Annotated in this window: 22 protein-coding genes and 1 tRNA gene; 16 read left to right on the top strand and 7 right to left on the bottom strand. The window is 51.9% G+C overall.

What is annotated here, in order from left to right; translation table 11 throughout:
• Nucleotides 1-40 precede the first annotated feature (40 nt).
• Nucleotides 41-2,485 (bottom strand): acyl-CoA dehydrogenase FadE, encoded by a 2,445-nt coding sequence (gene fadE, locus ACO7SM_RS17175; protein WP_490468533.1) that lies wholly within the window; start codon nucleotides 2,483-2,485, stop codon nucleotides 41-43.
• A gap of 239 nt (nucleotides 2,486-2,724) precedes the next feature.
• Here fadE and lpcA point away from each other — a divergent pair, with 239 nt between their 5' ends.
• Nucleotides 2,725-3,303 (top strand): D-sedoheptulose 7-phosphate isomerase, encoded by a 579-nt coding sequence (gene lpcA / locus ACO7SM_RS17170; protein WP_490468532.1) that lies wholly within the window; start codon nucleotides 2,725-2,727, stop codon nucleotides 3,301-3,303.
• A 45-nt stretch (nucleotides 3,304-3,348) separates the two neighbouring features.
• Nucleotides 3,349-4,116 carry a class II glutamine amidotransferase gene (locus tag ACO7SM_RS17165; protein ID WP_192611190.1) on the top strand — a complete coding sequence of 256 codons (768 nt, stop codon included), beginning with the start codon at nucleotides 3,349-3,351 and terminating at the stop codon, nucleotides 4,114-4,116.
• Here ACO7SM_RS17165 and dpaA read toward each other — a convergent pair.
• Nucleotides 4,087-4,827, bottom strand: a complete 741-nt coding sequence (gene dpaA, locus ACO7SM_RS17160) for a peptidoglycan meso-diaminopimelic acid protein amidase (RefSeq protein ID WP_490468531.1) — start codon at nucleotides 4,825-4,827, stop codon at nucleotides 4,087-4,089. The genes ACO7SM_RS17165 and dpaA overlap by 30 nt on opposite strands.
• Nucleotides 4,828-5,081: 254 nt before the next feature.
• Between dpaA and dinB the strand changes: the two genes are divergently transcribed.
• Together dinB and ACO7SM_RS17150 are read left to right on the top strand one after the other, a co-directional pair.
• Nucleotides 5,082-6,137, top strand: coding sequence for a DNA polymerase IV (dinB, locus tag ACO7SM_RS17155; protein WP_490468530.1), 1,056 nt, complete (start codon nucleotides 5,082-5,084; stop codon nucleotides 6,135-6,137).
• An 8-nt stretch (nucleotides 6,138-6,145) separates the two neighbouring features.
• Nucleotides 6,146-6,598: a GNAT family N-acetyltransferase gene (locus tag ACO7SM_RS17150; protein WP_490470975.1), complete on the top strand. Its 453-nt coding sequence runs from the start codon at nucleotides 6,146-6,148 to the stop codon at nucleotides 6,596-6,598.
• A gap of 41 nt (nucleotides 6,599-6,639) precedes the next feature.
• On the opposite strand, the gene pepD is transcribed toward ACO7SM_RS17150, so the two are convergent.
• Nucleotides 6,640-8,097 carry a cytosol nonspecific dipeptidase gene (gene pepD, locus ACO7SM_RS17145; RefSeq protein ID WP_490468529.1) on the bottom strand — a complete coding sequence of 486 codons (1,458 nt, stop codon included), beginning with the start codon at nucleotides 8,095-8,097 and terminating at the stop codon, nucleotides 6,640-6,642.
• A gap of 260 nt (nucleotides 8,098-8,357) precedes the next feature.
• Between pepD and gpt the strand changes: the two genes are divergently transcribed.
• The 3 genes from gpt (at nucleotide 8,358) to crl (ending at nucleotide 10,616) form a co-directional block, all read left to right on the top strand.
• Nucleotides 8,358-8,816 carry a xanthine phosphoribosyltransferase gene (gene gpt / locus ACO7SM_RS17140; protein WP_203358818.1) on the top strand — a complete coding sequence of 153 codons (459 nt, stop codon included), beginning with the start codon at nucleotides 8,358-8,360 and terminating at the stop codon, nucleotides 8,814-8,816.
• A gap of 99 nt (nucleotides 8,817-8,915) precedes the next feature.
• Entirely contained in the window at nucleotides 8,916-10,160 is a 1,245-nt protein-coding gene (frsA, locus tag ACO7SM_RS17135; RefSeq protein ID WP_490468528.1) for an esterase FrsA, read from the top strand.
• A gap of 57 nt (nucleotides 10,161-10,217) precedes the next feature.
• A complete protein-coding gene (crl, locus tag ACO7SM_RS17130; RefSeq protein WP_490468527.1) occupies nucleotides 10,218-10,616 on the top strand; it encodes a sigma factor-binding protein Crl in 399 nt (132 codons plus the stop codon).
• Nucleotides 10,617-10,661: 45 nt separating this feature from the next.
• Here crl and phoE read toward each other — a convergent pair whose 3' ends face one another.
• The gene (gene phoE / locus ACO7SM_RS17125; RefSeq protein WP_490468526.1) at nucleotides 10,662-11,717 is read right to left on the bottom strand and encodes a phosphoporin PhoE; all 1,056 of its coding nucleotides are present in this window, start codon (nucleotides 11,715-11,717) and stop codon (nucleotides 10,662-10,664) included.
• A gap of 289 nt (nucleotides 11,718-12,006) precedes the next feature.
• On the opposite strand from phoE, the gene proB reads away from it, so the two are divergent.
• The 3 genes from proB to ACO7SM_RS17110 all read left to right on the top strand — a co-directional run bounded on the left by proB (nucleotide 12,007) and on the right by ACO7SM_RS17110 (nucleotide 14,564).
• On the top strand, nucleotides 12,007-13,110 hold the full coding sequence (gene proB / locus ACO7SM_RS17120) for a glutamate 5-kinase (protein WP_490468525.1): 1,104 nt from the start codon (nucleotides 12,007-12,009) through the stop codon (nucleotides 13,108-13,110).
• Between the two features lie 10 nt (nucleotides 13,111-13,120).
• Nucleotides 13,121-14,374, top strand: a complete 1,254-nt coding sequence (proA, locus tag ACO7SM_RS17115; RefSeq protein WP_490468524.1) for a glutamate-5-semialdehyde dehydrogenase — start codon at nucleotides 13,121-13,123, stop codon at nucleotides 14,372-14,374.
• A 114-nt stretch (nucleotides 14,375-14,488) separates the two neighbouring features.
• Nucleotides 14,489-14,564 (top strand) — tRNA-Thr (locus ACO7SM_RS17110).
• 28 nt (nucleotides 14,565-14,592) lie between these two features.
• Here ACO7SM_RS17110 and ACO7SM_RS17105 read toward each other — a convergent pair.
• From ACO7SM_RS17105 to ACO7SM_RS17095, 3 genes are read right to left on the bottom strand one after another with little or no spacing between them, the layout of a single operon-like run.
• Complete coding sequence (locus ACO7SM_RS17105) at nucleotides 14,593-15,183, bottom strand: hypothetical protein (protein ID WP_490468523.1); 591 nt, start codon at nucleotides 15,181-15,183, stop codon at nucleotides 14,593-14,595.
• Between the two features lies 1 nt (nucleotide 15,184).
• Nucleotides 15,185-16,690, bottom strand: a complete 1,506-nt coding sequence (locus ACO7SM_RS17100) for an HNH endonuclease (protein ID WP_490468522.1) — start codon at nucleotides 16,688-16,690, stop codon at nucleotides 15,185-15,187.
• A gap of 43 nt (nucleotides 16,691-16,733) precedes the next feature.
• A complete protein-coding gene (locus ACO7SM_RS17095; protein ID WP_490468521.1) occupies nucleotides 16,734-17,069 on the bottom strand; it encodes a DUF6388 family protein in 336 nt (111 codons plus the stop codon).
• A 353-nt stretch (nucleotides 17,070-17,422) separates the two neighbouring features.
• On the opposite strand from ACO7SM_RS17095, the gene cas3 reads away from it, so the two are divergent.
• From cas3 to cas6e, 6 genes are read left to right on the top strand one after another with little or no spacing between them, the layout of a single operon-like run.
• Entirely contained in the window at nucleotides 17,423-20,074 is a 2,652-nt protein-coding gene (gene cas3 / locus ACO7SM_RS17090; protein WP_490468520.1) for a CRISPR-associated helicase Cas3', read from the top strand.
• Between the two features lie 25 nt (nucleotides 20,075-20,099).
• Nucleotides 20,100-21,662 carry a type I-E CRISPR-associated protein Cse1/CasA gene (casA, locus tag ACO7SM_RS17085; protein ID WP_490468519.1) on the top strand — a complete coding sequence of 521 codons (1,563 nt, stop codon included), beginning with the start codon at nucleotides 20,100-20,102 and terminating at the stop codon, nucleotides 21,660-21,662.
• Complete coding sequence (gene casB / locus ACO7SM_RS17080; RefSeq protein ID WP_490468518.1) at nucleotides 21,655-22,251, top strand: type I-E CRISPR-associated protein Cse2/CasB; 597 nt, start codon at nucleotides 21,655-21,657, stop codon at nucleotides 22,249-22,251. The genes casA and casB overlap by 8 nt, the downstream gene beginning before the upstream one ends.
• Nucleotides 22,252-22,277: 26 nt before the next feature.
• The gene (cas7e, locus tag ACO7SM_RS17075; RefSeq protein ID WP_490468517.1) at nucleotides 22,278-23,333 is read left to right on the top strand and encodes a type I-E CRISPR-associated protein Cas7/Cse4/CasC; all 1,056 of its coding nucleotides are present in this window, start codon (nucleotides 22,278-22,280) and stop codon (nucleotides 23,331-23,333) included.
• A 9-nt stretch (nucleotides 23,334-23,342) separates the two neighbouring features.
• Nucleotides 23,343-24,077: a type I-E CRISPR-associated protein Cas5/CasD gene (cas5e, locus tag ACO7SM_RS17070; RefSeq protein ID WP_490470974.1), complete on the top strand. Its 735-nt coding sequence runs from the start codon at nucleotides 23,343-23,345 to the stop codon at nucleotides 24,075-24,077.
• Nucleotides 24,077-24,730: a type I-E CRISPR-associated protein Cas6/Cse3/CasE gene (gene cas6e / locus ACO7SM_RS17065; RefSeq protein WP_490468516.1), complete on the top strand. Its 654-nt coding sequence runs from the start codon at nucleotides 24,077-24,079 to the stop codon at nucleotides 24,728-24,730. The genes cas5e and cas6e overlap by 1 nt, the downstream gene beginning before the upstream one ends.
• The last annotated feature ends 1 nt before the right edge of the window (nucleotide 24,731 follow it).

Genomic DNA, 24,731 nt, shown 5'->3' with positions numbered 1-24,731 from the left:
AAGCCCCGCCTAAAGCGGGGCTGGAACGGGTAGCGGATGTTTATGCGGCTTCGACTTTACGCACTTTCTCCGGCAACTTTACCGGCTGTGTCGCCAGCTCCTCAGGTTCAAAATCATCAACGTTGATACTGCGCAGACGGCTTGCTTCGGCTTTGACCAGAATCGCTGCTTCATCTTTGTCAATCAACCCTTTCGCCAGTGCGTTATGCGCCAGCTCGTCCAGACGGGTAAATGACAAGTTTTTACCCAGCTCTTTGCAGATACGCTGGTGGATAGGGTCGGCGGCCATCACATCCAGCAGCGCTTGTTCGAGTAAGCCGACCGGGTTATGTTCGCTTGGCGTCAGATACTGGCCACGACCAATGCGGGTACGGGTTGCGCTCGGTGTCTGCAGAATCTTCGCGACTTTATGATCCAGTTTGTCGGAAGGTGCGTGGTAGTGGCGACCTGTCGGGAAGATCACCACATTCAGTAAACCTGCCACCAAACGGTTCGGGAAGTTTTGCAGAAGATCGTCCATCGCCTGTTCAGCCTGATACAACGCATCCTGAACGCCCCAGTGAACCAGCGGCAGGTCGGCTTCGTGACGGCCCTCATCGTCATAACGCTTCAGGACGGCAGAGGCGAGATACAATTGACTTAAAATATCGCCCAGGCGTGCAGAGATGCGCTCACGACGTTTCAAGCTACCGCCCAGCACCGCCATCGAGACATCGGAAAGCAGGGCCAGGTTGGCGCTCAGGCGGTTCAGATGCTGATAGTAACGCTTCGTGGCATCCCCTGTCGGCGAGTAGCTGGTTAATCCGCGCGTCAAGCCCAGCCAAAAGCTGCGCACTTTATTGCTGCCGACATGACCAATGTGTTTGAACAACAATTTATCGAAGGCATTGACGTCGTTTTTCTGCGCGGCGGTCATCTCTTCGAGGACGTAAGGATGGCAACGAATGGCGCCTTGTCCGAAGATCATCATGCTGCGGGTCAGAATGTTTGCGCCTTCAACGGTAATGGCGATCGGGGCGCCCTGATAAGCACGGGCCAGGAAGTTGCTTTCGCCCAGCATGATGCCTTTACCGCCCGTGATGTCCATTGCATCGACAATGGACTGCTGCCCGCGATGGGTACAGTGGTACTTCACAATGGCAGAGAGCACCGCAGGTTTTTCGCCCAGCATAATACCGTACGTAACCAACGACGCCGCCGCGTCCATCACGTAGGCATTGCCTGCAATACGCGCCAACGGTTCTTCAATCCCTTCCATTTTACCGATAGAAATTTTGAACTGACGGCGAATATGCGCATAGGCGCCGGTCGCCAGGGCTACCGATTTGACGCCACCGGTAGAGTTAGACGGCAGGGTAATGCCACGGCCAACCGACAGACATTCCACCAGCATACGCCAGCCCTGACCGGCCATTTTCGGCCCACCAATGATGTAATCGATCGGGACGAAAATATCTTTTCCGCGTGTCGGGCCGTTCTGGAATGGAACGTTTAACGGGAAGTGACGGCGACCGATTTCAACGCCCGGCGTGGCGGTCGGGATCAGCGCACAGGTGATGCCCAGATCTTCTTCGCCGCCCAGCAGTTTTTCCGGGTCTGAGAGTTTAAACGCCAGACCCAGTACCGTGGCGATAGGCGCCAGCGTAATGTAACGCTTGTTCCAGGTCAGACGCATCCCCAGCACCTGCTGACCCTGCCATTCACCCATGCAAACTACACCGGTGTCTGGGATCGCGCCAGCATCAGAACCGGCTTCCGGGCTGGTCAACGCAAAGCAAGGGATCTCCTGCCCCCGCGCCAGACGCGGCAGGTAATGGTTTTTCTGTTCTTCAGTACCGTAATGTTGCAGCAGCTCACCTGGGCCTAACGAGTTAGGAACGCCCACGGTGATTGACAGGATCCCGGAGACGCCAGAGAGTTTTTGCAGTACGCGAGATTGCGCATAGGCGGAGAACTCGAGGCCGCCGTACTCTTTCTTGATGATCATCGCGAAGAAGCGATGCTCTTTCAGATAGGCCCACAGCTCAGGAGGAAGATCGGCCAGTTCATGGGTTATCTGGAAATCGTTCGCCATGCGACAGGCTTCTTCCACCGGGCCATCAATGAACGCCTGCTCTTCAGCGGTTAAATGAGGCTGTGGATAGTTGTGCAGTTTCTTCCAGTCGGGTTTGCCCTGGAATAAATCGCCTTCCCACCAGGTCGTACCCGCGTCGATAGCTTCTTTCTCGGTGCGTGACATTGGCGGCATCACTTTACGAAAACCGCGAAACACCGGGGCAGAAATCATCGATTTACGCATCGGCGTAAAGTTAAACGGTACGAGGATAATGGCCAGAGGAACCAGCAGCCAAACTGACCACAGGCCAGCGACGCCAAGCGCGGCTGTCCAGGCGAGCAGGATAAGACTGCTGAGAAATAAGCTTACGCGGTGATAGAACAGTACACCGAGCAGAACAACTGTTGCGAGAATACTCAAAATCATCATAACGAAAAGCTCCCTTTCTTGTAGGAGGTCTGACCACTTGTGATGATATGGTTGTAGTGGATGTTATTTCTTTTAGCAATGTGTTTACAAAATAATTACAACCGAGCTCACATTGTTGCCGTTTTCTCCGGCACAAAAAATCAAAAGGCAGGGGGCTTCCGGTGGCTTGTACTTCTCGCTTCCTGTGGTATCCGGTACACTGCATCCTGTCATTTACATTCATGCTGAAGGATATCCTCATGTACCAGGATCTTATTCGTAACGAACTGAACGAAGCGGCGGAAACGCTGGCTAATTTTTTAAAAGATGATGCCAATATTCACGCCATTCAGCGCGCAGCGGTCCTGCTGGCAGACAGTTTCAAAGCGGGCGGCAAGGTACTTTCCTGTGGTAACGGCGGCTCCCATTGCGATGCCATGCATTTTGCGGAAGAGTTGACCGGTCGTTATCGTGAAAACCGTCCGGGTTATCCGGCCATTGCTATCTCCGATGTCAGCCATATCTCCTGCGTCAGTAACGATTTTGGCTACGATTATATCTTCTCCCGCTACGTTGAAGCTGTTGGGCGCGAAGGTGACGTTCTGCTGGGGATCTCCACGTCAGGAAATTCAGGCAACGTGATCAAGGCAATTGCTGCGGCGCGTGAAAAGGGAATGAAAGTCATCACCCTGACCGGTAAAGACGGCGGAAAAATGGCGGGCAGTGCGGATATCGAAATTCGCGTACCGCATTTTGGCTATGCTGATCGTATCCAGGAAATTCATATCAAAGTTATCCATATCCTGATTCAGTTAATTGAAAAAGAGATGGTTAAGTAAATCTTCGCTGGGGGTGTTGCACCCCCGCTGTTGTGGAGGTGAAGTATGTGCGAACTGCTCGGGATGAGCGCCAATGTGCCCACCGATATCTGTTTTAGTTTCACCGGGCTGGTGCAGCGTGGTGGAGGAACCGGGCCGCATAAAGACGGCTGGGGAATTACCTTCTATGAGGGTAAAGGCTGTCGCACTTTCAAAGATCCACAACCCAGCTTTAATTCTCCCATTGCGAAACTGGTGCAGGACTACCCGATTAAATCGTGTTCCGTGATTGCGCATATTCGTCAGGCGAATCGTGGGGAAGTGGCGCTGGAAAATACCCATCCCTTTACGCGTGAGCTATGGGGAAGAAACTGGAGTTATGCCCACAACGGGCAACTTACCGGGTATAAATCCCTGGAGACCGGCAATTTCCGTCCCATCGGCGAAACTGACAGCGAAAAGGCCTTTTGCTGGCTGTTACACAAACTGACCGCCCGCTACCCGCGCACGCCGGGCAATATGACGTCTGTCTTTAAATATATTGCCACGCTGGCAGGGGAATTACGCGAGAAGGGCGTCTTTAATATGCTGCTGTCTGACGGGCGCTATGTGATGGCGTTCTGTTCAACGAATTTATACTGGATCACGCGTCGTGCGCCGTTTGGTGTGGCGACATTGCTGGATCAGGATGTTGAGATCGACTTTAGCTCGGAAACCACACCTAATGATGTGGTCACCGTGATTGCCACCCAGCCGCTGACCGGGAATGAAACCTGGCAAAAGATCATGCCAGGCGAATGGCGATTATTTTGTCTCGGGGAGCGTGTAGTTTGATGCCAGTTGCGGCTGAACCACTTCGTGACTCAACGGCTTGCTGACCACGTAACGGCCACCGGTAACAGAAATAGTCGGTGGTTTACGGGTCTGTTCAAAGTAATCGTATCCCGGTTTTAGCTGTGACCAGAAATCTTTGTAATAAGAGTACTTATGGCGTTCCATGTTTGCATCGGTCATGCGGAACGGGTAAATACTGACCTGAACGCTGGACTGGCCAAAGACCAGCGCGCCGGTAACAAACTGGAAAATCTCATCGATGCCGTTATCGGTCATGGCATAACAGCCGACGGAAACGCAGGCACCGTGAATCATCAGATATTTCCCTTCATACCCGTGAGCACGGTCATAAGCATTGGGGAAACCGATATTAATGGCTTTGTAGAAGCGGCTGTCGGGCTTGAGCTGACTGCGCTGAACGCTGTAGAAGCCTTCAGGACTTTTGAAATCGCCCTGGCGTTGCTTAGGGCCTAATCCACCGGAATAGTTGCAAATTTTGTAGCTGTCGAGCAATTGATACTGCTCGCCCATCTTGACGTAGAGATCAAGGGTGCGCTCTTCTTTGAAGATCTGAATATAGACCGGCGACCCCATCAACTGTTGCTTATACTCTTTGCTGACTGGCATGGTCGGGCTGCTGCTGCCCAGCAAACCGGCGAATGAGACGCACGGAATCAAAAGCATCGCAATAAACAATGCGATTTTACGCATACTGCTTTTTCCTTGATAAAACGGTTACACATGCCAGAACGGCAAAAGAGTCCCCAAATCGGACTAATCTGGTTTTGAGCGCTCACATTAGCATCACTGAAGTTTTTCGCAAGTCTCTCGTGTTGCGTTTACAATTTAGTGTTTCTTTATATAAGACACGGCGGGAAAGTACAGTCGGAAACGGACGGATTTACTCTCTTTTTATTGCACATTAATACTGTATACTTAAACAGTAATGTGCGGGGGAGAGGAAGATGCGCAAAATCATACATGTCGATATGGACTGCTTTTTTGCGGCGGTTGAAATGCGTGACAACCCTGCACTGCGCGATATTCCCGTTGCTATCGGCGGCAGTCGCGAGCGCCGGGGAGTGATCAGCACAGCGAACTATCCGGCGCGTAAATTTGGTGTGCGTAGTGCCATGCCTACGGGAATGGCGCTTAAACTGTGCCCTCATCTCACATTATTGCCGGGGCGCTATGAGGCTTATAAAGAGGCCTCTCGCCAAATTCAGGCGATCTTCTCGCGATATACCTCGTTGATCGAACCGCTTTCACTGGATGAGGCCTATCTGGATGTTACTGATAGTACTCACTGCATGGGGTCTGCCACGCTGATTGCCCAGGAGATCCGTCAGACAATCTTTAACGAGCTGCAATTGACCGCCTCTGCGGGAATTGCCCCCGTGAAATTCCTGGCAAAAATCGCCTCCGATCTTAATAAACCGAACGGGCAGTATGTCATTGCTCCCGCGGATGTGTCTGCGTTTATCAAAACGTTGCCGCTGGCGAAAATCCCGGGTGTGGGGAAGGTGTCTGCCGCCAAACTGGAGTCGATGGGGCTACGCACCTGTGAGGATGTGCAGCGCTACGATCTGGCGATATTACTCAAACGTTTCGGCAAGTTCGGTCGGGTGCTGTGGGAGCGCAGTCAGGGCATTGATGAGCGGGATGTGAACAATGAACGGCTACGTAAATCGGTCGGCGTTGAGCGTACGCTGGCGGAAGATATTCATGAATGGGCCGAGTGCGAAGCGATCATTGAACGACTGTATCCTGAACTCGAACGGCGTCTGGCAAAGGTGAGGCCGGATTTGCTCATCGCCCGCCAGGGCATCAAATTAAAATTTAATGATTTTCAGCAGACCACCCAGGAACATGTCTGGCCTCGGTTAACGAAAGAAGACCTTATCGCCACAGCCAGAAAAACCTGGGACGAACGTCGGGGAGGACGCGGCGTCCGGTTAGTCGGATTACACGTGACGCTGCTGGATCCGCAACTGGAAAGACAACTGCTACTGGGGCTTTAACCATGACGATGGACGTTTATATTCGGGAATATCAACCCGATGATTTTGAGGCGTTGTGCGAGATTTTTCTCAGCGCTATCAGAGAGGGCGCCAGCAAGGATTACTCGCCGGAACAGATCGCCGCGTGGGCGCAAATTGATGAAATTGTCTGGCAGCGGAAACTGCGGCAATCGGAGGGGCTGGTGGCGGTTTGCCAACAGAAAATTGTGGGGTTCCTCACGGCCAAACAGGATTACATCGACCTGCTATTTGTCTTGCCGGGTGCACAACGTCTGGGGATGGCGACCTGCCTGCTTCGCCATCTGGAACAACGGCATCCTGACACGGCTTTTTGGGTTGAAGCCAGCATCACCGCAAGACCCTTTTTTATTGGGCAAGGTTATCAGATAGTCAAAGAGCAACAGGTAGAGGCCAGAGGGGCGGTTTTTACCAATTTCGTTATGCGAAAAGCCGTGAGGTGAAAATTGCCCGGTAAGCTGAACCTACCGGGCAGGAGAGCAACTTATTTGGCCGGAATTGCTTTCAGCAGTTCGGTCAGCAGAGTCCAGTAATGGCCTACGCTTTCGATATGAACCTGTTCATCCGGGGAGTGCGGCCCGGTAATGGTCGGCCCAATAGAAACCATGTCCATTTCCGGGTACGGTTTCTTAAACAAACCGCATTCCAGACCGGCGTGGATTATCTGGATGTTCGGCGTCTTGTTAAACAGACGCTGATAGGTTTCACGCACGAGGTGCATGACCGGGGAGTTGGCATCCGGCTGCCAGCCTGGGTAACCGCCTTTCGCCTGCGTTTTCGCGCCAGCCAGCTTGCCCAGAGAATCCAGCATACTCACCACGTAGTCTTTACCGCTGTCGATCAGAGAGCGGATCAGGCAGTGGATTTCCACGTTGTCGTCGGTCATGGTGACCACACCCACGTTCAGGGAGGTTTCGACGACGCCTTTCGCCACGTCGGAATTGCGGATAACGCCGTTTGGCGTGGCGTTTAACAGACGGATGAAGCCATCGCGAGAGGATGTGGTCAGCGCCGCTTTCTCGTTGGCAACGGCATCCAGCAGAACAACCAGATTTTTCTCTTTTGCCGCCAGTTCGTTTTTCAGGATTTCCTGATAAGTGTTCGCCAGAGCTTTCAGGGCATCGACTTTATCAGCGGCAACGGCAACGGTAGCAAAGGCTTCACGCGGGATAGCGTTACGCAGAGTACCGCCGTTGAAATCCACCAGGCGCAGATCTAACTCTTCAGCGTGGCCCGCCAGGAAGCGAACCAGCAGTTTGTTGGCATTACCCAGACCGACGTGGATTTCGCCGCCAGAGTGGCCGCCTTTCAGCCCTTTCAGGGTCAGTTTGAAGCTCTGGAAACCTGCGGGAACCGCTTCGCGGGTCAGCGGCAGGTTAGAGGTGAAGTCGATACCACCGGCGCATCCCATGTAGATCTCACCTTCTTCTTCGGAGTCGGTGTTGATCAGAATGTCTGCCTGCAGCCAATTTGCCTGGAGGCCAAATGCACCATCCATACCCGCTTCTTCGGTCATGGTCAGCAGCACTTCCAGCGGGCCGTGAACGACGCTATCGTCAGCGAGCACCGCCAGCGCGGAAGCCATACCGATGCCGTTATCTGCCCCAAGCGTTGTGCCGCGTGCTTTCACCCATTCGCCGTCGATATACGGCTGGATAGGGTCTTTAGCGAAGTCGTGTACGGTGTCGTTGTTTTTCTGCGGCACCATATCGAGGTGCGCCTGCAGGACGACCGGCTTGCGGTTTTCCATCCCAGCGGTAGCAGGTTTGCGAATCAGGATATTCCCGACCTGGTCGCGCTCTACGTGGAAACCTTTCTCGTTTGCCCAGCCGACAATGTGCTCAGCGAGTTGTTCTTCATGATAAGAAGGATGAGGAATTGAACAAATTTTTGCAAAAATATCCCACAACGGTTGTGGAGATAATTGAGACAGTTCAGACACGATGAGTCTCCTTGGCGATGTCCTGCGAAACTTTCTTGCAGGGCACAGGGTTAGCAGAATATAAAACACCACAAGTCAGGCTTGCGAGATGCAATTGAGAATACCACTTTATCCGGCGGCGGGTAGTAGAAAGCACGTAAAAGAGGGGCAGATTCCGCTAAGCACTGGTTTTTAGCGCGTCAGATCTCTATAATCTCGCGCAACCTATTTCCCCCTCGAACACTTTTTAAGCCGTAGATACACAGGCTGGGACACTTCACATGAGCGAAAAATACGTCGTCACCTGGGACATGTTGCAGATTCACGCACGCAAACTGGCAAGCCGCTTGCTGCCTTCTGAACAATGGAAAGGCATTATTGCCGTTAGCCGTGGTGGTCTGGTACCGGGCGCATTGTTGGCGCGTGAGTTGGGTATTCGCCATGTCGATACCGTTTGCATTTCCAGCTATGACCACGACAACCAGCGCGAGCTGAAAGTGGTGAAACGTGCGGAAGGCGACGGTGAAGGTTTCATCGTGATCGATGACCTGGTCGATACCGGCGGCACCGCTGTGGCGATCCGTGAAATGTATCCTAAGGCACATTTTGTCACCATCTTCGCAAAACCGGCTGGTCGTCCGCTGGTGAACGATTATGTTGTTGATATTCCTCAGGATACCTGGATTGAGCAACCGTGGGATATGGGCGTCGTGTTCATTCCGCCGATTTCCGGTCGCTAATCTCTGAAATTTTCAACGCCCGGTAATGCCGGGCGTTGTTCTTTTTACTCACACACGCGTTACAATAGGCCTCAGTAAGTACCTATGGAGGCTGCACGAATGTCACAGGCTAACCTCAGCGAAACCCTGTTTAAACCCCGCTTCAAACACCCTGAAACGTCCACGCTTGTCCGTCGATTCAATAACGGAACGTCGTCGCCTGTGCAGTCCACGCTGGATGGTAAAACCATTCCACACTGGTATCGCATGGTTAACCGTCTAATGTGGATCTGGCGCGGTGTTGACCCCCGTGAAATCCTTGAAGTGCAGGCCCGCATTGTCATGAGCGAGGCCGAGAGGACAGACAAAGAGTTGTACGACACGGTCATTGGCTATCGCGGCGGTAACTGGATCTATGAATGGGCAAAACAGGCCATGGAGTGGCAGCAGAAGGCCAGCCAGGAGCAAGACGCGAAGCTCAGCGGTCGCCACTGGTTACATGCAGCCACCTTATACAGTATTGCCGCCTATCCGCATTTGAAAGGTGACGATCTGGCGGAGCAGGCACAGGCTCTGGCGAACCGTGCCTATGAAGAGGCCGCGCAAAGATTGCCTGGTACATTACGTGAAATAGAATTTTCCGTGCCCGGCGGCGCGCCGGTGACGGGCTTTTTGCATATGCCAAAAGGCGATGGCCCGTTCCCAACGGTGTTAATGTGCGGGGGCCTCGATGCCATGCAAACCGACTATTACACGCTATATGAGCGCTATTTCGCACCGCGCGGCATCGCCATGTTGACGCTGGATATGCCGTCGGTGGGCTTCTCCTCAAAATGGAAATTGACGCAAGACTCCAGTCAATTGCATCAGCATGTCCTGAGAGCGTTGCCTGACGTTGCCTGGGTGGATCATACCCGCGTGGCGGCATTTGGTTTTCGCTTTGGCGCTAACGTCGCGGTACGCCTGGCCTATCTTGAAGCGCCTCGTTTGAAAGCGGTGGCGTGTCTGGGGCCCGTGGTACATGCGCTGTTAAGCGATCCGCAACGCCAGGGGTCAGTACCCGAAATGTATCTTGACGTTCTGGCCAGTCGTCTGGGGATGCACGATGCGTCCGATGAGGCGCTGCGGGTCGAACTGAATCGTTACTCTCTGAAGGTTCAGGGATTGTTAGGCAGACGTTGTCCTACGCCGATGTTATCGGGCTTCTGGAAAAACGATCCGTTTAGCCCGGAAGAGGAGTCGCGCTTAATCACATCTTCATCATCGGACGGTAAGTTGATGGAGATCCCGTTTAACCCGGTGTATCGCAATTTTGACAAAGCACTGAAAGAAATTTCTGAGTGGATCAATCAGAGATTGTGTTAAGAGATTGCTAAATTTTATCGATTTGGTAAAACAGTTGCTTCACCTAAGGAGATCGCAATGACGTTACCGAGTGGACACCCGAGAAGTAGGTTGATCAAGAAATTCACCGCGCTCGGCCCTTACATCCGTGAAGGGCAGTGCGAAGATAATCGATTTTTTTTCGATTGTCTGGCAGTTTGCGTCAACGTGAAACCCGCGCCTGAAAAGCGTGAGTTTTGGGGATGGTGGATGGAACTGGAAGCGCAAGAGAAGCGCTTCACCTACAGCTACCAGTTTGGTCTGTTTGACAAAGACGGCAACTGGACCGCCGTCCCCATAAAAGAGACTGAGGTTGTAGATCGACTGGAATACACCTTACGCGAGTTTCATGAAAAATTGCGCGAGTTGCTGAAGTCTTTAAATCTGGCGCTGGAACCGGCTGAGAACTTTAAAGAGCCGGTTAAATTATCCGCGTAATCGATATTTTACCGGATGGCTTCGTGAAGCCATCCGGCCAACGCATCAGAATTGGTAGGTCATCCCCACAGCAACGATATCATCGCTGTTGATAGCGAGCTTATTGTCGCTGTCCAGTTGGTTGATTTTATAATCAACAAATGCGGACATATTTTTATTGAAGTAATATGTCGCGGCAACATCGATATAATTCACCAGATCTTCATCGCCTACACCTTCAATATCTTTACCCTTTGACAGGACATATCCCAGTGACGGGCGCAGACCAAAGTCAAATTGATACTGGGCCACGGCTTCAAAGTTTTGTGTTTTATTCGCAAAACCTCCCGAAATGGGGGTCATATTGCGGGTTTCGGAATAGAACGTCGCCAGATAAATATCGTTAGCATCATATTTTAAACCGGTCGCCCAGGCTTCTGCTTTATCACCTGTTCCCCGACTTTGCAGATTTTGCTCATTGGTTCGGTCAGAGTTGGTATACGCGCCGCTGATGGCGAAATCACTGCCGCCGAAATCATAGGTCAGAGACGTACCAAAACCGTCGCCGTTCTGTTTTTTCACATCACGGTCTTCATTTTTCCCCTGATATTGCAACGTGATATCAAGGCCGTCGACAACGCCGAAGAAGTCCGTATTTCTGTACGTCGCCAGACCGCTGGCGCGCTTAGTCATAAAGTTATCGGTCTGCGCGGAAGAATCGCCGCCAAACTCCGGGAACATATCTGTCCAGGCTTCGACATCATACAGCGCGCCCAGATTACGACCGTAATCAAAGGAACCCATATTATTTAATTTCAAACCCGCGAAGGCCAGACGCGTTTTTTGTTGTGATGAATCGCTCTCTGCTTTGTTGGCGGCAAATTCCGCTTCCCAGCGACCATAACCGGTCAACTGGTCATTAATTTGCGTTTCACCTTTAAACCCAAAACGCACATAACTTTGGTCGCCGTCTTTACTGTCATTGTCGCTCATATAGTGCATCGCTTTCACTTTGCCATACACATCCAGTTTATTACCGTCTTTGTTATAGACTTCTGCTGCGTGTACGGATGCTGATGCAACAATACCCATCACCATTAATGCCAGAGAGCTCTTTTTCATTTTCATTCCTGATTTAAATAACGCGCTAAAATTTGCCGGGTGCGATTCCCGTTAAAAAAACAGGAGGATTTTTAACGTTTGGTAGTGAAGGTTTTATGACAAATTAAGACTATTTTTAAAAAAGGGTGATTTATTATTGCAGTAATAAAAACGTCAAAAATTGCCGCTACGCTTGCTGATCCTGCTCAACAAAGTCTCATGCTTTGTACGCTGGTTATTGGCAACCGCCGCCAGTCCTGATAAAACGTTCGTTTGATATCATTTTTCCCACTTTGAACGGCAGAGAATCATGAGTGACAGTCAGACGCTGGTGGTAAAACTTGGCACCAGTGTGCTAACGGGCGGATCGCGCCGCCTGAACCGTGCCCATATCGTTGAACTTGTTCGCCAATGTGCGCAGCTACATGCCGCAGGGCATCGTATTGTTATCGTTACCTCGGGGGCGATTGCCGCCGGGCGTGAACATCTGGGTTATCCAGAGCTTCCGGCGACCATTGCGTCTAAACAGCTGCTGGCAGCGGTAGGGCAGAGTCGTCTGATCCAGCTTTGGGAACAGCTATTTTCTATTTATGGCATTCATGTCGGGCAGATGCTGCTGACGCGTGCTGATATGGAAGATCGGGAGCGTTTTCTTAACGCCCGTGACACGCTGCGCGCATTGCTGGACAACAACATCGTCCCTGTCATTAATGAGAACGATGCGGTTGCGACCGCTGAAATTAAAGTCGGCGACAATGACAATCTTTCTGCGCTGGCCGCGATTCTGGCCGGTGCCGATAAACTGCTGCTGCTGACCGATCAGCAGGGACTCTTCACCGCCGATCCGCGCACCAACCCGCAAGCCGAGTTAATCAAAGACGTTTACGGTATTGATGACGCGCTGCGTTCTATCGCCGGAGACAGCGTTTCTGGCCTTGGGACGGGCGGTATGGGAACGAAGCTACAGGCGGCAGATGTGGCCTGCCGCGCAGGCATTGACACGATCATTGCCGCGGGCAGCAAACCGGGTGTTATTGGCGATGTGATGGAAGGCGTTTCCGTCGGCACACGCTTCCACGCACAGGCTTCTCCACTGGAAAACCGTAAACGCTGGATCTTCGGCGCACCGCCCGCCGGTGAAATTACCGTCGATGAAGGGGCTTCTTCAGCGATCCTGGAACGCGGTAGCTCGTTATTGCCAAAAGGCATTAAAAGCGTGGCAGGTAACTTCTCGCGTGGTGAAGTGATCCGCATCTGCAATCTCGAAGGGCGTGATATCGCTCATGGCGTTAGCCGCTACAACAGCGACGCGCTGCGCCGTATTGCGGGTCACCACTCTCAACAGATTGACGCTATTCTTGGCTATGAATATGGCCCGGTTGCCGTCCATCGCGACGACATGATCACCCGCTAAGGAGCGACGTATGCTGGAACAAATGGGTATTGCTGCCAAAGCGGCGTCGTATAAGCTGGCGCTGCTTTCCAGTCGTGAAAAAAACCGCGTGCTGGAAAAAATAGCCGATGAGCTGGAAGCACAAACTGACACTATCCTGAACGCAAATGCGCAGGATGTAGCCGAAGCGCGCGCTAACGGTTTGAGTGAGGCGATGCTGGATCGTCTGGCGTTAACGCCTGCACGGCTGAAAGCGATTGCCGATGACGTTCGCCAGGTCTGTAATTTGGCCGATCCGGTCGGACAGGTGATCGACGGTGGATTGTTGGACAGCGGTCTGCGCCTGGAGCGCCGTCGCGTGCCGCTGGGCGTCATTGGCGTCATTTACGAAGCGCGTCCTAACGTCACCGTTGATGTTGCGTCCCTGTGCCTGAAAACAGGCAACGCTTCGATTCTGCGCGGCGGGAAAGAGACGTATCGCACCAACGCGGCAACGGTACGCGTGATCCAGCAGGCATTAAAAGCCTGCGGTCTACCAGAAGCCGCGGTTCAGGCGATCGACAGCCCGGATCGTGCGCTGGTGAACGAAATGCTGCGCATGGATAAATATATCGACATGCTGATCCCGCGCGGCGGCGCCGGGTTGCACAAACTGTGCCGCGAGCACGCCACGATCCCGGTGATCACGGGCGGGATTGGCGTATGTCATATCTACGTTGATGACAGCGCAGAGATTGCTCCGGCGCTGAAGATTATCGTCAATGCCAAGACCCAGCGCCCGAGCACCTGTAACACGGTGGAAACGCTGCTGGTGCATCAGGATATCGCGGAGCGCTTTCTGCCTGCACTGAGCCAGCAGATGGCGCAGAGCGGCGTTACGCTGCACGCTGACCCTGTGGCACTGGCATCGCTGAACGCGGGACCGGCGAACGTGGTTGCGGTGAAAGATCAAGAGTACGACGACGAGTTTTTGTCGCTCGATCTCAATGTCAAAATCGTGACTGACCTCGATGATGCTATTGCCCATATTCGTGAGCATGGCACTCAACACTCCGACGCCATTTTGACGCGTACGCTGCGCAACGCCGACCGTTTCGTAAACGAAGTGGATTCATCAGCCGTTTACGTTAACGCCTCGACACGCTTTACCGATGGCGGCCAGTTTGGTCTTGGCGCAGAAGTGGCCGTGAGCACGCAAAAATTACACGCACGCGGTCCGATGGGACTGGAAGCACTGACCACTTACAAGTGGATTGGCATTGGTGACGACACTATTCGTGCATAATTAACGCCGGGTGATGCAAAAATAGGCGTTTGATTCGCAAGGCCATTGACGCATCGCCCGGTTAGTTTTAACCTTCTACCCCGTGTTCGCACTTGTGGACATGTCCTCATCAGGGCCGATATAGCTCAGTTGGTAGAGCAGCGCATTCGTAATGCGAAGGTCGTAGGTTCGACTCCTATTATCGGCACCATTCAAGCATCTCTCAAAGTTTACTTAAATCAACTCAAAGCCCGTTTGCTCTGGACGCTCTCGATAGTATCTTGTCCGTATACACCACCAGCCTTTCTAATGGATGTCGATAGGGCGGCAATTGAGGGTTCATAGGCCATTCGACTGCTGGGGTGGAGGATTCCGCACCATTCAACTGGGGATGTTGGAGGAAGGTCTGCTACGCTGTTCCACAACCGAGAACCCAGTACCAGGATTACATCAGGTTCCAGTTCCCGTACAACCTCCACAAAGGGCGCTTGTGCTGCTGCCCACATTGCAGCGGTCGGAGCAACGCGTGCCTCTTCAGCAACGAATGACTGTACAAAGTTATAAAATGCGACATGCTGCCAGGTGGCGCGGCGTTCCTCATCAGTCGGCCAGTCAGTCCGACCGCGCAGGACGTTTGTCAGCTTGCTGAAAAACGCAAAACCCGGAACGTAGGCGCAGTCCTTAATAACCTTTTGAGTAAAGTCAGAGCCGCTATCCTTTTCAACGCCGTAATGTGATTCGCCAAGAACCAACACGCGCACGCCATAGCGGCTGTTATGGTATTTTTCCCCTACAAAGGGCAGGAAGTTAACGCCAGTCAAATTGAGCATATTAATTCCCTTTCTCCCCTTTAAATTGCTTCCAGTGAGTCGCCAGGCGATCTTTATCCAGGCGATAGCGTAGCGGCGTAATCACTTTCCCTTCGTACTCTTCCCATTCGATGCCCGGCGCAAAATGCACGGTCATGGTTTCCGGATTTATGCCCATCATGTGACGGTCATACAACTTATGGAACGTAGGAGCCAGCAGCACACCGTTGCTGGCGTTATAGCAACCGTCTACCGCAGCCCCCTCAATGTGCGCTGCCTCCAGGACACCATTGAGGTGCTTACCCGTGACCGCGCAGCGTTCGTTAAAGTTCTCCATCACCAGCTTGCGAAAAACAGCCTGAGCGCGAGGATCGCGCTGGAATACTTCGGCCACTCGTCCACTGGCTTTTAACTCAACATCGATCAGCTCCTGTTCTTCCTGTTGGATAGCCGCAATCTGTTCCGGTCGTTTATTTTTCAGCTCAAAGCGGAATTGCCCTCCATCATGCGTCCAGATCTCTTCCCCTTTGGCTTTGACCTCACGACGGAAAAGGCGGGCATCAGCATCCTCACCAATCTTCAGAGTCTGCATAGCGTGCCAGGTACTGCGATATTCAATGCCATTCACGATCACCGGATCAATGATGTGCTGTGGGTCTTTTTGCTCGAGTGCCGTACGCGCGGCAGCTTGCGCCTTCTCCCGGGCTTCCTGCTTCTCTTCCTTCGTCCAGGTGCGTTTAACGGGTTCCGTGGTCGTCACCGGCTTGGTTTTCTCTTCCGGTTCGATTTGGTCTCTGGGGGGGATTACCCGATCATTTACCGGAGCTGGCGATACTGCTGCGGGATAAAACTCTGCCATGTAACGTTCTGCCTGGCGATAAGCGTCCAGCCCGTTCCCTTTGTTCTTGATGTGATATTTCAGGAAGTCAGGAAAGTGGATACCCACTAGTGCCCGCGCTTCAGCCATTTGGTCAGTGTTCATGCCTGGGGCGTTTACCGGGAGGCCAGGTAAATCGTAAGTACGCGGGTTTGGCGTATCGATGCGCGTATTTTTGTTATAGGTCACTGGCACGGGCGTAACAAGGCGTGGTTCAACGGTTTTCGTTGGTGTAAGGCCAGCAGTAGACATCAACCCTGTGTTAAATGTCAGCACTCGGGGCTGCATTTGGATCGATGATTTACGGGCAATCGACCACGGGTCAGGACGGCTCATGGCTCGGCGGCGCGACTCGCTTAACGTCTTTAAATACTCTTGATGGTGACGATATTGTTCCGCAAAAGGGCTTTTTTCAACCGTCTGGCGAATATTGGCCGTACTATGACCACGCTCCATTTCCAGCAGTACAATATTCAGAATGTGCTCGCCCATGAAAGCTTGATAATTCATTCCCATACTGGACATTAATGCCTTTGCTTCTTTGCCAAAGGCTTCCATCCTCCGGTTGTACACCTTCATATAGCTGGATTTCTGCGCACGCTGAGCGGCCACAATCTTTTTTAGCTTCTTGTTACGGTTCTTGCGAGCCATGTTAAGACCCTATTTGCGTTATCAGAGAAAAATAAAGACCTATTTATAAATCAGAAACGCTGATTGAATTCATTGCAAAGTAGTTTTCTACGCTTATACCAAGGTGTTGAGAGACCGATTGATAGTATTCGAGAAGGAGCTGCTTACGCGTGGTGTCGTCTGGAGCCATCAACCGAATCACACTTACTGTAGGATCGTCTGAATAGAGGGTTAAATACTGCGTAAAATGTTTGTTGATTTCCAGTTCGCAAAACTGCTCTTCTGACACCCCAATATGTTGGGCGTGTACGATGGCTTCGTGCTGTATATTGTTAATCAACTTACCGTTGTTTTTAACAAACAGCTCACGGGCAGCGTTAAAGCAATCGTCTCTCGTCATCCGGTCAGTCCTTATAAATGTTTAGAAAATCACCATGTCACAAGCAAAATAATACCCTGGTACTTTGATTAAGCATTTAGTCTACATCAATGACGATAATGCTGGTCAGGATGAGGCGAAGATCTCTGATTTAGCACTGCACTGATTTTTGGCCAGGGTCAGGACTCAACCGAAATCAAGTCGCAGTTGGGGGCATAAGTGGGAGCATTCTCAATCTGCGCAGTGAAAATTTTTCAGGTAGCGATTAATTGTGTAATTGAATTTTTCCGTGAACAAATAACGGACTGAAATCACACATTAAAAAGCCCATCTACGTTTTATTGGTCGTCTATACATTTGTTTGGTAATCATGGATGAATCAGCGGGCTGGCTACTTCAACTATTGGGGAAAAACGCGCCGTAAAGGCGACGTCGAGAGTGCTCCTTATCATTTATTACCCTGGCACAGTCTGGATGTTGCAGCATGCGGCTGGCAGATGGTGATGAATAACCAATTTCATGCGGCAGATATTTTTGCTGAACTTGGATTTGCTCGTGGCGACGCGGCGCGTTGGTTTGCATGGGTGCTCGGCGCTCATGATCTCGGAAAATTTGCTCGTGGTTTCCAGCAGTTATCACGCGAGGCGCATCCGTTATTAGTTCCGGCAGTGAGTGGTAAAGCGTATTGCGAACGTCATGATTCACTGGGTTACTGGTTGTGGATAGATTACCTGGAGCCTCGCTGGAAAGAAGCGGCTTGCGACGCAATACCTTTCAGTTATCAGCAGCGATCCAGTTATGCGCTGGATTGCTGGTTTAGGATCACGACAGGGCACCACGGAAAACCACCGGAAAAGAATGTAGAGGGAGCTCTGGCATTTACGCCAGAAGATAAAGCCGCTGCTGAAAACTGGCTAACCGATCTGTCACACCTGCTTGGTATAGATACCTTACCTGAATGTTTTGCTAACAAAACCTGGCGGGAAAAGTTAAAACAGCAGAGTTGGCTGCTGGCCGGGTTGACGGTGCTGGCCGACTGGCTGGGTTCAAATCAGTCTTACTTTCCTCTGGTGAGTGACATCGTTCCCCTTACTGAATATTGGCAACAAGCCCAGAAGCAGGCACAGCAGGCATTGCAGCAATTGCCCTCGCCCTCAGCTATCCAGGACTTTCACTCCTACCGGGCCTTATTCCCTTTTATCGAACAATTAACACCGCTTCAGCAAAAGGCTTTAGAGGTAGATATTTCAGTACCGGGCCCGCAACTGCTGGTTCTTGAAGATGTGACCGGAGCAGGGAAAACGGAAGCCGCACTGATTCTGGCCCATCGCCTGATGTCTGCCGGGAAGGGCGACAGCCTGTACGTTGGGCTCCCCACAATGGCGACATCAAACGCGATGTTTCACCGCCTTTCTTTGGCCTACAGAGCCTTGTTTTCAAAAAGCAGTATGCCTTCGCTGGTTTTAGCACATGGTGCTCGCCATATGTCTGATGCGTTTAATCATTCATTGTGGAGCGAAGAAAATAACGGGCAGCATCAATATGCGGCAGACGAAAGTGCCGCGAGCAGCGCTTGTAATATCTGGTTTGCCGATTCACGGAAAAAATCTCTGCTCGCTGAAGTCGGCGTTGGCACACTCGACCAGCTATTGATGGCTTCAATGCCGTTTAAACATCAGTCGCTGAGATTGCTTGGGCTTTTTGGCAAGCTGCTGATTTTAGATGAGGTTCACGCCTATGACAGCTACATGGTTCGCCTGCTCGAAGGATTACTTGAATTCCATGCCGCTCAGGGCGGTAGCGCGATAATCCTCAGTGCGACATTGCCCTACTCGCTACGTAGCAAATTACTGCGGGCATTCCAAAAAGGGACGGGTGGCAAATTACCGACTCCAACTCCGGATGCGCAGTACCCCTGGTTTTCATTGCTGACCACTCAAGGTCTTCATGAAAGCTTTACCGCTACACGTCCGGAGGTTGCCCGAGAAGTCAGTATCGCGTGGCTAACCCAGGCACAGCAGGCCGTTGAACTGATTGAGAGTGCTGTAAGTGCCGGACAGTGTATTTGCTGGATTCGAAATACGGTGGATGAAGCCACGGAGGTTTATCGTCAACTGAAGGAGCGTGGAACCGTTCCGGCAGAGGATTTGCTGCTTTTTCATAGTCGCTTTGCGTTTATTGACCGTATGAACATTGAAACCCAGGCATTGAGCCGTTTTGGCAAAGAGAGCACTTCTGCTGGCAGGCAGGGCAAGGTGCTTATCGCCACCCAGGTGATTGAGCAAAGCCTGGATATTGACCTCGATATTATGATTAGCGACCTGGCACCGGTCGATTTACTGATTCAGCGCGCGGGTCGTTTGCAACGGCATCAGCGCGGGACGCGTATTCTTCCTGTACTGCATATTTTTGCCCCTGCCTGGCAGGACGCCCCCCAATCTGACTGGTTAACGGAAACGATTCCAGGAACCGGTTTTGTCTATGCCGACCACGCTTGCCTGTGGCGTACGCAGCACATTCTGAGGGAAAAAGGTGCCATCAGGATGCCGGAAGATGCCCGTGAGTTAGTCGAAACGGTTTATCAGGAATGCGTTTCTGCCCCGCCAGGCCTGGAGCGGGCAAGCGACCAGGCCTATGGCAAAAATCTAAGCGCCAGCGGGGCTGCCGCACAAACGCTGCTTCGTCGTGATGATGGCTACTCGCGGATTGCCAGTGATTTTCCCTGGGATGATGTTGAACTCGCGACACGTTTGAGTGATGCCACTGTTGATCTCTATCTCGCCTGGCAAGACGGTGAACCCTATGCCGAAGGGGAAGATCATGCCTGGGAGCAAAGCCGGTTGTCTGTTCGTGAAAGGCTGTGGAGAAAAATGGCGGCCCATATCCCGCATCTGGAGGGCGACGCGCTGGAGCAGTTGCGGTTGAAAATCCGCAATCCACTGGCGCAGGTGGCGCTGCTGGAAAGGGGAAAGGCATCTGAATTTTATAGTTATGAATCAGGTCTGCTGAACCAGGCAGATAAATAAAAGGGAGATTTATGCAGGAGAACATATGTTTTCACTGATTGTTGACGCCTGGCTACCTGTTATCGACCGCGCCGGGCAGCGCCGGAAAATATCACCACGGCAGCTATTCGATAACGACATTGTTGAACTGGCCTGGCCACGGGCGGATTTCCAGGGAGCCGCTTATCAATTGCTGATTGGCCTGATACAGACCACGACACCGCCGCGAGATGAAGAAGAGTGGGATGATATCTGGGAAGACAGTATCGAACCGGAGCGCTGGTGTGAGGCTCTGGAACGGGTTGCTGAAGCATTTCATTTTGGCCCGCAAAAACCGGCTTTTTTGCAGGATTTTGATGCTCTGCCCGTTGAGCCATCGTCGATATCGGGTTTGCTGGTGGATGCGCCAGGTGGAAACACACTCAAGCTCAATAAAGATCATTTTGTAAAACGAAACGCTTACCAGCAATTTTGCCCGCATTGTGCCGCGATAGCCTTGTATACCGTACAGACGAATTCTCCTGCGGCAGGGGCTGGATTTCGTACCAGTATGCGCGGCGGTGGGCCGATGACGACACTGCTCGTGCCGCGTAAAACGGACGAAGCGCTGTGGCGAAAACTTTGGCTAAATGTCATGCCCACGCGTGATGTCTGGCAAAAAGAGCAACTACCGCTGATTTTCCCCTGGCTTGCCCCCACACGCAGCAGTGAAACGCCGAAAAATATTGTGACACCGGATAATGCCCATCCCCTTCAGGCTTACTGGGGGATGCCACGTCGCCTTGAGATTGATTTCAGCCACACGCAGCCTGGTGAGTGCGATTTATGCGGGGAAATGCATGAAGGTTTGCTGACCAGAATGCGCAGTAAAAACTACGGTGTGCAGTACGACACATGGGTTCATCCGCTCTCGCCTTATCGTCGCGCGGCAAAAGATGCCAGCGCGCCAATGATCCCGTTGAAAGGGCAGCCTGGCGGGCTGGCTTACAAAGACTGGCTGGGCTTAGTCATTGAGTCTGAGGAAAAGCTTAACTGTACGTTTCCCGCCAAAGTGGTTAGCGCAAATACCAAACGGAAGCTTACTCATCTGTGGTGTTTTGGTTATGACATGGATAACGCCAAAGCGCGATGCTGGTATGAACACCGCCTGGCATTATCCACATTGCCCACAGCGCATCAGGACGAACTAAAAGATCTGCTGCAACAAGCTGTTGAACTGGCAGCGGGCAGCCTGCCTTTATTGCGCTTCGCATTAAAAGAGGCGTGGTTCGAAACGCCAAAAGAAGCGAAAGGAGACTTCAGCTTCATTGATATCGCGTTCTGGCAGCAAACCGAAGCCGATTTCAGCACATTGTGGAAGTGTCTAAATCACAATCCGTCAGCCACATTCCCTGAAGCACGCGAAGCGTTATCTCAGTGGCAGATTTCGCTGCGTGATTATCTGTTCCGGGCATTTGATGAGCGTGCTTTTACCAACCCTGATGAGGTTGCAGACCTCGCGCGAATTCTGCGCGCCCGCCTTAACCTTCATAAAAATTTCAACAAACAGAAGTGTTTAAAAGTGTTGTTGCAGTTAACGCATGAGTACGAGGAGAAACAGGATGTTTGAAGTTGATACCGCAAAACCCACAATCCTCACGGACCCGGCGGCGGCTAAAGTGCTGCGCCGCTGGTTTGATTTTTTGCAGGAACGCAATAATCAGCATCAGGGGGTTGCGACAAATGGCCGCGCCTGGCGTGCGGAATTACGCCGCTCTGCGCAGCCTTTTGGTGCCTTAACCACAGCCGCATTTTTTCAACTTAATCAGTCGCTTTTTGCAGCTGCACGTTTGCAACAAAGTGATACCTTCGCGCTGGCAATCGTGGCTTATGTTGTCGCCCATGCACGAAAGGATGAGCCAAAAGTGAGCTTTGCTCGCCAGCTTGGCGAACAAATCAACGGTTCGGTTTGTCTTTCTCGTTTGCGTTTTGATCGCCTGCTGTCCGTCAGGACACCCGCCGAATTGTGCAGCCAACTCACCCGGGCGGTGAAGTTACGGGGCGATAACGGCGTCAATATCGTTTCGTTAGCCGACGGTATTCTTCTGTGGATGCGTGAATGGCAGCAGCGAGAAGAAAATATGCCTGTCGACAGTAACCCGTTTAACCGTTTCAGTGTGCGCTGGGCTAGTGAGTACTTGCTGGCGACAGAAAAATAATAGTTAAAATTAATGGAATAATCATCATGACAACATTTATTCAGCTTCACATTCTTACCGCTTATGCTCCATCAAATTTAAACCGTGACGACACGGGTCGCCCTAAAACCGCCATTATGGGCGGCGTTGAGCGTTTGCGTGTTTCGTCGCAAAGCCTGAAACGCGCCTGGCGCACGTCGGAGGTTTTTGAAGATGCGCTAAGTGGGCATATCGGCACCCGCACTCGCCGCCTGGGAACCCAAATCTTTAAACAGTTACAGGAAAAAGGCGTTGCCGGGAAAACGGCGCTATCAATTGCCGGGAAGATTGCCGGCCAGTTTGGCAAATTGAAAAGTGATAAAGGAGCCAGTGCTGAAGATAATCTTGAAATTGAACAGTTGGTTCATGTCAGTCCGGAAGAGCAGCAACAAATTCAACAACTGTTGGCGGTACTTATCACCGAGGATCGCGAACCAAATGATGAAGAATTAAAACTGCTGCGCGCTAATGCGCAGGCGGTAGATATTGCGCTATTTGGCCGCATGTTGGCATCCAAACCCGAGTTCAATGTAGAAGCGGCATGCCAGGTAGCACACGCCTTAGGGGTAAGTGCTGTCACCGTTGAGGAGGATTTCTTTACGGCTGTAGACGACCTTAACGGAAATGAGACTTCAGGTTCAGCCCATATGGGAGAGCAGGGCTTCGCATCGGCGCTTTTCTATAGCTACATCTGCATTAGCCGCGATTTATTGCTGGAAAATCTTAACGGTAACGAAGAACTGGTTCAACGAACCCTCCGCGCATTTACTGAGACAGCGTTAACCGTTTCGCCTGGCGGCAAACAAAATAGCTTCGCTTCACGCGCATGGGCTTCGTATGTTCTGGCTGAAAAGGGAACGCAGCAACCGCGAGCATTATCTGTCGCATTTTTCAGCCCCGTGCGTGGCGAAGATCAACATGCTCAGGCAATAACGCGCTTACAGCAGCAACAGCAGAAATTTACTCGCGCTTATGGGCAGCAGGCTGATGAACAACGGTATGAAATGAACGTGGAATCGGGCGATGGCACCCTTCAGGAATTGCTGAACTTTGTCAGCCAGTAAGGAGTGATGATGTCCCGATATCTGATCTTTCAACTTTATGCGCCGTTAGTTTCCTGGGGAGAGGCCGCAGTGGGGGAAATTCGTCACACCTCGGCTATACCCAGTCGCTCTGCACTGCTTGGGTTACTGGCGGCTGCGTTGGGTATCAGGCGAGAAGATGAGCCGCAACTTCAGGTTTTTAATCAGCACTATCATTTTGCGGTCAGGCCACTTTCACCGCGTGAGCATTGGGTGCGCGATTACCATACCGTTCAGGTGCCCAAAGAGAATCGCAAACGCTGCTACGCTACACGTCGCGATGAACTGATTCTTTCGTCGGATGAACCAGAAACAATGCTGACTTCACGGGAATACCGATGCGATGCCTGTTATCACATAGCCGTGCGGGAAACACCGGAAGCACCGTTCACGCTTGATGTGCTGGCAAGCGCGCTATTGGCGCCCGTATTTCCGCTGTACCTGGGGCGGAAATCCTGCCCGCCAGCATTGCCATTAAATCCACAGATTATCGAGGGAACGTTGTCTGCGGTGTTTCATCGGGCTTACACCGACGAAAGCTACGGCTTTCATTGTGAAGAACTGGCCGCTATCCGTTCCGCGCCGTTATTTTGCGTCTGGGAAGGGGAGCATGAGGGCGTATCAGAATTCGCCACGCATCAGCGCAGTGATCAACCTCTCAGCCGGCGCCGTTGGCAATTTACGACCCGCGTACAGCATTCTGGCTATCTCATGGAGGAGGGTTAATGTTTCTTTCCCGCGTCTCACTTGATTTGACGAAATTGCCTTCTGCCATGATGCACAAATGGCAGGTTTCCAGGCCCTATGCCAGCCATCAATGGTTATGGCAGCTCTTCACACAGCAGGATGAAAGAACGTTTTTATTCCGCCATGAATCCACGCCACAAGGAGAGCGGTTTTATCTGCTCTCGGATGTTGCCCCTGTTACGGAAGACGCTCTTTTTTCTATCAGCACGAAACCATTCACTCCGCAACTGGTGGATGGCATGACGCTGGTTTTTGCTTTGCGGGCCAATCCAGTCGTGACGCGTAATGGTAAGCGAAGCGATGTGTTAATGGATGCAAAATATCAGGCCAAATTACAAGGGGTAGACCCAGGCGAATTTGCCGCCAGGCAAAGTGAAGCTGCCATTGCGTGGTTAAAGGTACAGGGTGAAAGAGGGGGCTTTGCGATTGATGCGCTGGATGTAAACGTGGTGGGTCAGCAGCGCCAGTGTTTTGCCCGCAAGTCAGGCGAGCGCCCTATAACGTTCACAACCGTGGATTTTGCCGGAAACCTGACGGTGACAAATACCTCACTTTTTATGCAGACCCTGAAAAACGGACTGGGTAAAAGCAAAGCGATGGGGTGTGGGTTGATGCTGATTCGTCGGGGGTAAG

The sequence above is a fragment of the Citrobacter sp. LJND-P06 genome, from assembly GCF_058188415.1.
The sequence above is the reverse complement of the archived record's forward strand: the minus strand, read 5'-3'. Positions and strand labels throughout refer to the sequence as shown.